Source organism: Kosakonia sp. R1.Fl, assembly GCF_023516815.1.
In the GTDB taxonomy this organism is placed as follows: domain Bacteria; phylum Pseudomonadota; class Gammaproteobacteria; order Enterobacterales; family Enterobacteriaceae; genus Kosakonia.
The window spans coordinates 1992030-2003717 of the sequence record NZ_JAMGSQ010000001.1 but is presented as its reverse complement, the minus strand read 5'-3'; the positions used below and the strand labels follow the sequence as shown (position 1 = coordinate 2003717).

Below are 11688 nucleotides of genomic sequence, written 5' to 3'. Positions count from 1 at the left end.
CTACTTCTTATTAATACTGCCGGAAAGAATACAAAATACGCCCATCAGATCGGCGTGGCGAATGGTGACTTCCGCCTTCTCATTCACTTTGGGTTTGGCATGAAACGCGATGCCAAGCCCGGCGGCTTTGATCATCGGCAAATCGTTCGCGCCATCGCCAATCGCCACCGTTTGCTCCGGCACGATTTCATATTTTTCAGCCAGTTGCTTCAGCGTATTGGCTTTGAACTGCGCATCCACGATTTCGCCCAATACCTGGCCGGTGAATTTACCGTCCATGATCTCAAGTTCGTTGGCAACTGCCGCCGTCAAATGCAGCTTGTCGCGCAGGTAATCGGCAAAGAAAGTAAAGCCGCCCGAGGCGATGGCTACTTTCCAGCCCAATGTTTCCAGCTTCAACACTAGTTGCACAAGACCAGGCATTAACGGCAGTTTTTCCCGTACTTGCAGCAAAATATTGGCGTCTGCGCCTTTCAGCGTCGCCACACGGCTGCGCAGGCTGGCGGCAAAATCGAGTTCGCCGCGCATCGCCCGTTCGGTCACTTCCGCCACCATTTCGCCGGTGCCGGCAAGTTTAGCGATTTCATCAATGCACTCGATTTGAATGGCGGTGGAGTCCATATCCATCACCAGCAGCCCTGGCGAGCGCAGATGCGGGATTTTCCCCAGCGGGGCGACGTCCATACCTTCGTCGTGCGCCAAGCGCGTCGCGCGCGGCGTCAACGAACCCGCCAGGCGAAGAACCTGATAATCGTCAACGCTCCACGCGGCAACAATCACCATTGCTGCACCCAATTTGCGCTGATAGGTCGTCAGACGTTGCTTATCCAGATTACGTGCGTACAGTAGCCAGCCGCTGCGACCAGCGTGATAGTCCAGAGGCATTACCTCATCACCACTTAAAGAGAGCGGCAATCCCGGCCACTGAGAAACATCATCGGGCAGATCGCACCAGGTCAAACTATTAGGCATTAAAGCTCCTGTAAAAACGTTCGCGCCAGAAAGCATCGGAGGGGAAAATAACGCATGAGGCTACCTTGTAACCAGCGCTTCTGGCAACATTAAGCCTCAAATTTTCAACAGGTGGAATATGGCTCGCGCAAAACTTAAATTTCGGCTGCATCGCGCCGTAATCGTCCTCATCTGTCTGGCACTGCTGGTCGCACTGATGCAGGGCGCATCCTGGTTCAGCCAAAACCATCAGCGCCAGCGCAATCCGCAGTTTGAGGAGCTGGCGAGAACGCTGGCGCGCCAGGTGACGCTGAATCTCACGCCGCTGATGCGCACAGAAACCCCGGACGAAAAGCGGATCAACGTCGTGCTGCGCCAGCTCACCGAAGAGAGCCGCATTCTGGATGCCGGGGTGTACGATGCGCAGGGCGATCTGATCGCGCGCTCCGGCGAAAGTATTGATGTGCGCGACAGGCTGGCGCTGGACGGCAAAAAAGCAGGCGGCTATTTCAACCAGCAAATTGTTGAGCCGATTCAGGGAAAGAGCGGCCCGCTGGGCTACCTGCGCCTGACGCTGGATACGCACACGCTGGCGACAGAAGCCAGACAGGTGGATAACACCACCAATATTTTGCGTCTGATGTTGCTGCTGTCGCTGGCCATTGGCGTCGTGCTGACGCGCACCCTGTTGCAGGGCAAACGCACGCGCTGGCAGCAGTCGCCGTTTTTGCTGACGGCCAACAAATCCGTACCGGAAGAAGAAGAGCAGCAAAAGAAAGAGTAGCTCTGGCCACTACCGGTAAAAATTACAGGTTATAGAAAGGAAATCTGCTATGTCGACGCTTCGTCTGCTTATCTCTGACTCGTACGATCCCTGGTTCAACCTGGCGGTGGAAGAGTGCATTTTCCGCCAGATGCCCGCCACGCAACGCGTGCTGTTCTTATGGCGCAACGCGGATACGGTGGTAATTGGGCGGGCGCAAAACCCGTGGAAAGAGTGCAATACCCGCCGTATGGAAGAAGATAACGTGCGGCTGGCAAGGCGCAGCAGCGGCGGCGGCGCGGTGTTTCACGACCTCGGTAATACCTGTTTCACTTTCATGGCGGGAAAGCCGGAATACGACAAAACCATCTCCACGGCGATTGTGCTTAATGCACTGAATTCACTAGGCGTTACCGCAGAAGCTTCCGGGCGCAACGACCTGGTGGTGAAAACGGCGGAAGGCGATCGCAAAGTATCGGGTTCAGCCTACCGGGAAACCAAAGATCGTGGCTTCCACCATGGCACGTTGCTGCTGAATGCCGATCTCAGCCGCCTGGCCAATTACCTCAATCCGGACAAGAAAAAGCTGCAAGCCAAAGGCATTACGTCTGTGCGTGGGCGCGTGGCGAACCTGGTGGAGCTGCTGCCGGGCATTACCCATCAGCAAATCTGTGAAGCGATCACCGAAGCCTTCTTCGCCCACTATGGCGAGCGGGTCACAGCGGAAGTTATCTCGCCGGATAAAACCCCGGACTTGCCCAATTTTGCCGAAACCTTTGCCCGCCAGAGCAGTTGGGAGTGGAATTTCGGCCAGGCACCGGCATTCAGCCATCTGTTGGATGAGCGGTTTACCTGGGGCGGCGTGGAGCTCCATTTTGATGTGGAAAAAGGGCATATCACCCGCACACAGGTGTTTACCGACAGCCTGAACCCCGCGCCGTTAGAAGCACTGGCCGCACGTTTGCAGGGCTGCCTTTACCGTGCAGATATGCTGGCGCAGGAGTGTGATGCGCTATTAGTCGATTTTCCGGAACAGGAACAAGAGCTTCGCGAACTTTCCGCATGGATTGCCAGCGCGGTGCGGTGAATAGATCAAAGTGATCAATGCAGCTATCTGATTGAGTTGATCAAGTTGATTGAAAATAAAGGGCAGAGAACCTGCCCTTAGAAAAGATACTTACGCTTTATCGCCCAGCAGGACAGATTCCAGCGCAATTTTGATCATGTCGTTGAACGTGGTCTGACGCTCTGCGGAAGTGGTCTGCTCGTGCGTACGAATATGGTCGGAAACGGTGCAGATGGTCAACGCTTTCGCTCCGAATTCCGCCGCTACGCCGTAAATGCCTGCCGCTTCCATTTCCACGCCCAGGATGCCGTATTTTTCCATCACATCGAACATTTCACCGTCCGGGGAGTAGAACAGATCGGCGGAGAACAGGTTACCCACGCGCGCGTCTACGCCCAGTGCTTTTGCCGCATCAACCGCGTTACGCACCATATCGAAATCCGCAATCGCTGCGAAATCGTGATCTTTGAAACGCATACGGTTCACTTTGGAATCGGTGCAGGCACCCATGCCAATAACGATGTCACGCAGTTGCACGTCCATACGCACCGCGCCGCAGGAGCCGACACGAATGATTTTTTTCACGCCGAAATCGGTGATCAGCTCTTTGGTGTAGATGGAGCAGGACGGGATCCCCATACCGTGACCCATAACAGAAATTTTGCGGCCTTTGTAGGTGCCGGTGTAACCCAGCATGCCGCGCACGTTGTTCACTTCGCGGTAGTCTTCGAGGAAAGTTTCCGCAATATGTTTTGCACGCAGCGGGTCGCCCGGCATCAACACTACGTCAGCGAAATCGCCCATTTCTGCATTAATATGTGGGGTAGCCATCGTCAATTCCTTTATGTCGTTGTCGTTGAAACAGAAAGGGCGGGAAGCTCCCGCCCAAAATCATCAGAACATGGCCTTGCCATATTCCATATCAGAGACGCCGAAGTACTTCGCAATCGTCTGACCAATATCCGCAAAGGTGTCACGGTGACCCAGCGAGCCCGGTTTCACTTTCGGGCCGTAGACCAGCACCGGAATATGCTCACGGGTGTGGTCAGTGCCTTTCCAGGTCGGATCGCAGCCGTGATCGGCGGTAAGGATCAGAATGTCGTCTTCGCCAACCAATTCCATCAGTTCCGGCAGGCGACGGTCAAACAACTCAAGCCCGGCCGCATAACCCGCCACGTCGCGACGATGGCCCCATGATGAGTCAAAATCGACGAAGTTGGTAAAGACGATTGTCTTATCACCGGCTTCTTTCATCTCTTTGATGGTGGCGTCAAACAGCGCATCCAGGCCGGTGGCTTTCACTTTTTTGGTGATGCCGCAGTTGGCATAGATATCGGCGATTTTACCGACCGAAACCACGTGACCATCTTTCTCTTCGACCAGTTTTTGCAGCACGGTGGCTGACGGTGGTTCCACGGCCAGATCATGGCGATTACCGGTGCGCTGGAAGTTACCAGCTTTGTCGCCAACAAACGGACGCGCAATCACGCGGCCAATGTTGTAGCCGCCTTCGGTCAGCTCTTCACGTGCGATTTCGCACAGCTCATACAGCTTGTCCAGACCAAAAGTTTCTTCGTGGCAGGCAATCTGGAACACCGAGTCGGCAGAGGTGTAGAAAATCGGCTTGCCGGTTTTCATGTGCTCTTCGCCGAGCTGGTCAAGGATCACCGTACCGGACGAGTGGCAGTTGCCAAGATAACCCGGCAGATTAGCGCGTTTCACCAGCTTATCCAGCAGTTCCTGCGGGAAGCTATTCTCGGTGTCGCTAAAGTAGCCCCAGTCGAACAGCACCGGCACACCGGCGATTTCCCAGTGGCCTGACGGCGTATCTTTCCCGGAAGATAGCTCATGCGCCCATGCGTAAGCACCAGTGATTTCCGCGTTGGCGTCCATCCCGGCAGGAATAAAACCTGTTGCGCCTTCGTGCGCCTTCGCCAGACCCAGACGGGTCAGATTGGGTAAATTCAGCGGGCCTTTGCGCCCGGTGTCGGCTTCACCTTTCGCGCAAACTTCAGCGATGTGACCGAGGGTATCGGAACCCACGTCGCCAAAGCGCTCCGCGTCTTCGGTCGCGCCGATGCCGAAAGAGTCCAGCACCATAATAAATGCACGTTTCATATGTTCTCCGTACCTTGTGCTTTGTAAAAAAGCGATCAGATCAGTATACCGCTATTCAGTAATGCGGCGATAGACCGTCGGTGTCTCTTTTGGTGCGCTGTCGCCCATCGAAATAGCCGCTTTCACCGCCTGCGCAGCCTCTTGCCAGCTGGCTTCGTCTTTGGCGTGGATGACCGCCAGCGGGCGCTGACCATCAACGCGTTCGCCCAGACGCACCATATCGGTAAAGCCGACGCTGTAATCAATAGTGTCCGACGCCTGGCGACGACCACCGCCCATCGACACCACCGCCATGCCCAGCGCGCGCGTATCCATCGCCGTGATAAACCCTTCATCATCGGCATATACCGCTTTGCTGAGCGTCGCGGTAGGCAGGTATTTGGCGTAGTTTTCCACGAAATCGTGCGGCCCTTTTTGCGCCGCAACCATACGACCAAACACCTCAGCCGCTTTACCGTTATCCAGCACCGCTTGCAGCTTCGCCCGTGCGTCAGCGTCATCTTTCGCCAGTTTGCCGGAGAGAAGCATCTCCACGCACAGCGCCATGGTGACGTCAAACAAGCGCGGATTGCGGTATTCGCCGGTCAGGAACTGCACCGCTTCGCGTACTTCTACCGCGTTGCCCGCACTGGAAGCCAGCACCTGATTCATATCGGTCAGCAGCGCGGTAGTCCGTACGCCAGCGCCGTTGGCAACGCCAACAATCGCTTCCGCCAGTTGTTCAGACAAGGCGTAAGTCGGCATAAATGCGCCGCTACCCACTTTGACGTCCATCACCAGCGCATCGAGGCCTTCCGCCAGTTTTTTGGCGAGGATAGAAGCGGTGATTAACGGAATAGAGTCCACCGTCGCGGTGATATCGCGGGTGGCATAGAAACGTTTATCCGCCGGTGCCAGCGAATTGGTCTGGCCGATAATCGCCACACCGACATCCTTAATAATCTCACGAAAGCGGTTATCTTCCGGGAAGATATCAAACCCCGGGATCGCTTCCAGTTTGTCGAGCGTGCCGCCAGTGTGACCAAGACCGCGCCCGGAAATCATCGGAATATAGCCGCCGCAGGCCGCCACCATCGGGCCAAGCATCAATGAGGTAACATCGCCCACGCCGCCGGTCGAGTGTTTATCCACCACCGGGCCGTTAAGATCGAGCGGTTTCCAGTCCAGAACGGTGCCTGAATCCCGCATCGCCATGGTCAGCGAAACGCGCTCCGGCATCGTCATGTCGTGGAAGAAAATGGTCATTGCCAGAGCAGCAATCTGCCCTTCAGAAACGGTGTTATCGCGTATTCCGTTGATAAAGAAACGGATTTCTTCATCACTCAGCGCGAGACCATCGCGTTTTTTTCGAATAATTTCTTGAGCGAGAAACAAGGTAACCCCCTGAGGAATAAAGCCGGAAAATCCATTGAGGCCGGGTAACAATACGCTACCCGGCAATGACAAATTAATAGCTGCTTGCGCTCTTACCGTCGCCGTGGCCCAACGCTTTCAGCAGGCTTGCCAGCAGGCTGGAGGCACCAAATCGGTAATGACGGGCATCGGCCCAATCGGCGCCAAACAGGTCGTCAGCAATGGCGAGATACTGCTGCGCATCTTCCGCGCTACGTACGCCACCAGCCGGTTTAAAACCAACGGTTTTCTCAACGCCCATATCGCGAATCACTTCCATCATGATGCGCGCGCTTTCCGGGGTCGCGTTTACCGGCACTTTACCGGTCGACGTTTTAATGAAATCAGCACCGGCTTTAATGGCGATTTCAGACGCTTTACGGATCAATGCTTCCGTTTTCAGCTCACCGGTTTCAATAATCACTTTCAGCAGCACGTTCGCCGCCGCGCAAGCCTCTTTACAGGCTTTCACCAGATCGAAACCTACCTGCTCGTTACCGGCGATCAGCGCACGGTACGGGAACACCACATCAACTTCATCCGCGCCGTAAGCAATGGCCGCGCGCGTTTCGGCCAGCGCGATGTCGATATCGTCATTACCATGCGGGAAGTTGGTTACTGTTGCGATACGCACATCCGGCGTACCTTGCGCGTTCAGGGTTTTGCGCGCAATCGGGATAAAACGCGGGTAGATACAGATGGCGGCGGTGTTGCCCACCGGGGTTTTTGCCTGATGACACAGGGCGATGACTTTCTCGTTGGTGTCATCATCATTCAGGGTGGTCAGATCCATCAGTTTCAACGCACGCAGGCTGCTTGCCGTTAAATCACTCATAATTCTCTCCGACGGCGTAATGCCGGTTTTCTGTTCGGGTTTGTTAGTATTTTAACATCAACCCACATTCACACTTCGACACCCATCACAGTTAATGAAAGTTAAATTCACGTTTGCAAAACCATAATGGGACATTGATCAAACTTTTAAATTCACATCACTAATGATTGCGCTGACAGGGGACGGGATCAAAAGCGACCAACAGCTGGCTCCGTACACTCATCGCCATCACTCAAGGAAATAAGAGGAACGATGATGTCCCCGTCTGTTGATCCTTTATTGCTGTCACGCTGCCAGCAAATTGTTACCAGCCCAACACTCACACCGGAACAAAAACGCCACTTCCTGGCGCTGGAAGCGGAAAACGCCCTGCCCTATCCGGCGTTGCCGCAAGCGGCACGCGCAGCACTTGATGTGGGCGCCATCTGCGATATGTTTGAAGGGCACGCCCCTTACAAACCGCGTTATGTGCTGCCGGATTACGCTAAATTTCTCGCTAACGGTTCCGCCTGGCTGGAGCTGGAAGGGGCAAAAGATCTTGATGACGCCCTCTCATTGCTGACGATCCTCTACCACCATGTTCCATCAGTGACATCAATGCCTGTTTATCTCGGCCAGCTTGATGTCCTGCTACAACCATATGTGAGAATTCTAACACAACAGGAGATCGATATCCGCATAAAACGTTTCTGGCGCTACCTCGACAGAACGCTGCCAGACGCCTTTATGCATGCCAATATTGGCCCATTCGACACTCCGGTTACGCGTGCTATTTTACGCGCTGATGCAGAACTGAAGCAGGTTGCGCCAAACTTAACCTTTATCTATGACCCGGATATTACGCCGGATGATCTGCTACTGGAGGTGGCGCGTAATATCTGCGAGTGCAGCAAACCGCACATCGCCAACGGCCCGGTGCATGATAATATTTTCACAAAAGGCGGTTATGGCATTGTGAGTTGCTATAACTCTCTGCCGCTGGGCGGCGGCGGCACTACGCTGGTACGCCTCAATCTGAAAGCGATCGCGGAACGCAGCGCGTCGCTGGAGGATTTTTTCACCCATCAATTGCCACACTATTGCCAGCAGCAAATGGCAATTATCGATGCCCGTTGCGATTTTCTGTATCAGCAATCCGGCTTCTTTGAGCATAGCTTCCTGGTGCAGGAAGGGCTGATTTCTGCCGACCGTTTTGTGCCCATGTTTGGTATGTATGGGCTGGCCGAAGCGGTCAATACGCTTTGTGAAAAAGCCGGTCTCGCCGCACGCTACGGCAAAGATGAACAAGCCAACGCACTTGGTTATCGCATCAGTGAACAACTGGCGAGCTTTGTGGCAAACACGCCGGTAAAACACGGCTGGCGGCAGCGCGCCATGCTCCATGCGCAATCGGGTATTAGCTCCGACACCGACACCACGCCAGGCGCGCGGCTGCCTTATGGCGACGAGCCGGATCCGATTACCCATCTGCTCGCCGTCGCACCGCATCATGCGTGGTATCAGGCCGGGATCAGCGATATTTTGACCCTCGATGAAACGGTGAAACGCAACCCGCAAGCCGTTGTCCAGCTCTGCCTTGGTGCGTTTAAAGCTGGCATGCGCGAGTTCACCGCTAACGTAGCCGGTAACGATCTGGTTCGCGTCACCGGTTACATGGTGCGCCTGTCAGATCTCAGGAAATTCCGTGCCGAAGGCTCACGCACCAATACTACCTGGCTGGGTGAAGAGGCAGCGCGTAACACGCATATTCTGGAACGACAACCCCGCGTGGTCAGCCATGAACAGCAGATGCGCTTTCGTCAGTAAAATCCTCCCTTTCTCCTGCGTGGACGGGCCAGGCAGCCGGCTGGCACTGTTTTTACAGGGCTGCAATATGCGCTGTAAAAACTGCCATAACCCGTGGACCATTGGCCGCTGCAACCACTGCGCCGATTGTGTCGCAGGTTGCCCACAACACGCGCTCTCCATTAATGGAGGGCAAGTGGAATGGAACGCTGCGCGTTGCGAGCAGTGCGACACTTGCCTGCGCATGTGCCCGCAGCACGCCACGCCGATGGCGCAGAGCATGACGGTTGAACAGGTTGTGGCGCAGATTCGTAAAGTGGCGCTGTTTATTGAAGGCATCACCGTCAGCGGCGGCGAAGCAACGCTGCAACTGCCCTTTTTGCATGCATTGTTCTGCGCATTACGCCATGACGCGCAACTGCGCCATCTGAATTGCCTGGTGGACAGTAACGGGTTACTCAGCGAAACCGGCTGGCGCAAGCTGTTGCCGGTCTGCGACGGCGCGATAATCGATCTCAAAGCCTGGGGCAATGCGCGGCACCGTTTTCTCACCGGACGGGATAACGTGCAGGTGAAAGCCAGCCTGCGGCTACTGGCGGCAGAGAAGAAGTTAGCGGAGTTGCGCCTGCTGGTGATCCCGGAACAGAGCGATTATCTGGTACAGATCGATGCGCTGGCCGCCTTTATTCATCAACTCGGCGAGGTGCCAGTGCGTCTAAACGCTTTTCATTCCCATGGCGTGTATGGAGAGGCGCAGACATGGCGCAGCGCCACGCCAGAAGATGTGGAACCGCTGGCGCAGGCGCTACAGGATCGGGGCGTGAAAACCGTGCTGCGCCCGGCGCTATATCTGTAGCGCAAAGAGCCGCTGCGTGTTTTCCAGCAGCGCGTGCGCGATGGCATCCGGCGCTTCGCGGCGTAGCTCGCACAATGAATCGAACACCTGTGCGGCACGCTCTGGCCGATTGGGCTGGCCCTGAAAACCATTGAGCGGCATGTCCGGCGCATCCGTTTCCAGCAGTAATGCAGAAAGCGGCAACTGCGCCATTACGTCACGAGTTTTACTGGCGCGCGGGTAGGTAATGGTGCCGCCCACGCCGATGCAATAGCCCAGTTCAACAAAGCGCTGCGCCTGTTGCAGGCTACCGGCGAAACCATGTACCACGCCACGGCGAGGTAAATCATGTTTTTTTAAATGCATCGCCAACTTGTCATGCGTGCGGCGTGAATGGAGGATCACCGGCAGATCAAAGCGTTTTGCCAATTTTAGTTGCGCGTCTAACACCTGCTGCTGGCGCTCAAACTGCGGATCGTCGCGGTAAAGATCGAGGCCAATTTCCCCTATCGCCACCACTTTCTCGGGCTTTGCCGCGAGCATCTGTTCAAGCCGTTGCAGGCTTTCCTCGCTGTGCTCTTCAATCACAATCGGGTGTAGCCCCAGCGCGGCATACAGCGCGGTATGCTGGCGTGCTAAGTGGCAAACGCGATCAAAATAACGGGCGGCGATCGCCGGAACAATAATGCGCTCCACGCCGGCGTCGCCCGCACGGGCGATACTCGCTGCTTCATCGCCAGCAAACGGCGGGAAATCGAAATGACAGTGGGTATCGGTAAAGCGGAAACTCACGCCGTATCCTCTTTATTGATGGGTAAATCGTTGGCCTGCACGACGCTGACCAGCGGCGTATCCAGCGCGTCGTTGGCCACCGCAGCCGGTGGAACAACACGCGTCGCAGGTGCGATAACTGGCGAGTGGCGCACCAGCGGCGGGGTTTCCGCCAGCAATTTGCCCACTGTCGCCAGGAAATAGCGCCCGCACAAACGCCCGATTTTATAATCCTCGCGCAGCGCCGGTAAACGGCTGCCCAGCGCCATGCTCTTCAACAACTTAGGCGGATAGATTTCAAAAATACGCAGTTTACCCGGCGGTGCTTCGATAAAGCGTTGGATCGCCAGGTAACTTTTCTCATGGTGCTGCACCAGATTGATTAAGGATTGCAGGCTGCTCTCTCCCAGCCAGCGTTCCATCCGTTTGAACCACTGGGGTGTGTAGTACATTTGTGACGGTACGGTACGGATCACCACAATCGTGTTCGCGCCGCGTTTTGCCGCCTCCTGCACCGGAATGGCATCACTGACACCGCCGTCGAGATAATTAATGCCATCAAGCATCACGCCCGGACGATAAAAGCCGGGGATCGCGCTGGAAGCACGAATCAAATCGAGCCAGGTCTGATGAGTAGGGGAGAAATAGGCTGCGGAGTAATCATCCTGCCGACAGGCGCACATATAAAACGCTTTCCCGGCATCGAAAGTCCGCGCGGCGTAGTCCATTGCCAGCGGCATCTGGCTTGAGGTCGATTCAACCAGCCAGTCAAGATCGATAAGATTGCCGCCGCGCACAAAACGCACCGGATTGAAAAATTCCCGCGACGTGGTATAGCGCATTATCACTTTACGTGCGTAGCCAGGTTGATTGCAGACATAAGCGGAAAGGTTTTGCGCACCGGCTGAGCTGCCGAAATAGAGATCGAAAGGATTAAATTCTGCACGCATAAATTCGTCCAGAACCCCGGCGGTAAAAATGCCTCGCTGCCCACCGCCCTCGCATACGAGTGCAAGCCGGCCCGGACGAAAGGGTTTTAACGCCAGCGGCGCGATGTTGCCGAGCGTAACGGGAATATGCTGGCCCACTCTGCTTTCCTTATTGATGCGCTGAATATCTCAAAGTAGCGCACTTTTCCCGCAGCCGAAACAGCAAAGCCAGTCACAAGGACT

General features: G+C 55.4%; 11 protein-coding genes. 4 read left to right on the top strand and 7 right to left on the bottom strand.

The window, feature by feature from the left end; genetic code table 11:
- Complete coding sequence (gene serB / locus M8Q36_RS09350) at positions 1-972, bottom strand: phosphoserine phosphatase (RefSeq protein ID WP_249880705.1); 972 nt, start codon at positions 970-972, stop codon at positions 1-3.
- Between the two features lie 118 nt (positions 973-1090).
- On the opposite strand from serB, the gene M8Q36_RS09345 reads away from it, so the two are divergent.
- Positions 1091-1735, top strand: a complete 645-nt coding sequence (locus M8Q36_RS09345) for a YtjB family periplasmic protein (RefSeq protein WP_017457846.1) — start codon at positions 1091-1093, stop codon at positions 1733-1735.
- A gap of 49 nt (positions 1736-1784) precedes the next feature.
- Positions 1785-2801, top strand: a complete 1017-nt coding sequence (gene lplA, locus M8Q36_RS09340; protein WP_249880704.1) for a lipoate--protein ligase — start codon at positions 1785-1787, stop codon at positions 2799-2801.
- 90 nt (positions 2802-2891) lie between these two features.
- Here lplA and deoD read toward each other — a convergent pair whose 3' ends face one another.
- The 4 genes from deoD to deoC form a co-directional block, all read right to left on the bottom strand.
- Complete coding sequence (deoD, locus tag M8Q36_RS09335; RefSeq protein WP_017457844.1) at positions 2892-3611, bottom strand: purine-nucleoside phosphorylase; 720 nt, start codon at positions 3609-3611, stop codon at positions 2892-2894.
- A 63-nt stretch (positions 3612-3674) separates the two neighbouring features.
- On the bottom strand, positions 3675-4898 hold the full coding sequence (deoB, locus tag M8Q36_RS09330) for a phosphopentomutase (protein WP_020456469.1): 1224 nt from the start codon (positions 4896-4898) through the stop codon (positions 3675-3677).
- Between the two features lie 51 nt (positions 4899-4949).
- A complete protein-coding gene (gene deoA / locus M8Q36_RS09325; RefSeq protein WP_249880703.1) occupies positions 4950-6272 on the bottom strand; it encodes a thymidine phosphorylase in 1323 nt (440 codons plus the stop codon).
- A gap of 73 nt (positions 6273-6345) precedes the next feature.
- Positions 6346-7125 carry a deoxyribose-phosphate aldolase gene (gene deoC / locus M8Q36_RS09320; RefSeq protein ID WP_020456467.1) on the bottom strand — a complete coding sequence of 260 codons (780 nt, stop codon included), beginning with the start codon at positions 7123-7125 and terminating at the stop codon, positions 6346-6348.
- A 255-nt stretch (positions 7126-7380) separates the two neighbouring features.
- Between deoC and M8Q36_RS09315 the strand changes: the two genes are divergently transcribed.
- Both M8Q36_RS09315 and M8Q36_RS09310 read left to right on the top strand, forming a co-directional pair.
- Positions 7381-8931 (top strand): YjjI family glycine radical enzyme, encoded by a 1551-nt coding sequence (locus M8Q36_RS09315; protein ID WP_249882745.1) that lies wholly within the window; start codon positions 7381-7383, stop codon positions 8929-8931.
- The gene (locus M8Q36_RS09310; protein ID WP_249880702.1) at positions 8903-9766 is read left to right on the top strand and encodes a YjjW family glycine radical enzyme activase; all 864 of its coding nucleotides are present in this window, start codon (positions 8903-8905) and stop codon (positions 9764-9766) included. The genes M8Q36_RS09315 and M8Q36_RS09310 overlap by 29 nt, the downstream gene beginning before the upstream one ends.
- Here M8Q36_RS09310 and M8Q36_RS09305 read toward each other — a convergent pair.
- Both M8Q36_RS09305 and M8Q36_RS09300 read right to left on the bottom strand, forming a co-directional pair.
- Positions 9755-10537: a TatD family hydrolase gene (locus M8Q36_RS09305; protein WP_249880701.1), complete on the bottom strand. Its 783-nt coding sequence runs from the start codon at positions 10535-10537 to the stop codon at positions 9755-9757. The two genes, M8Q36_RS09310 and M8Q36_RS09305, sit on opposite strands and share 12 nt — an antisense overlap.
- Positions 10534-11604: a patatin-like phospholipase family protein gene (locus M8Q36_RS09300; protein WP_249880700.1), complete on the bottom strand. Its 1071-nt coding sequence runs from the start codon at positions 11602-11604 to the stop codon at positions 10534-10536. Before M8Q36_RS09300 ends, M8Q36_RS09305 begins: the two co-directional genes overlap by 4 nt.
- Positions 11605-11688 lie beyond the last annotated feature (84 nt).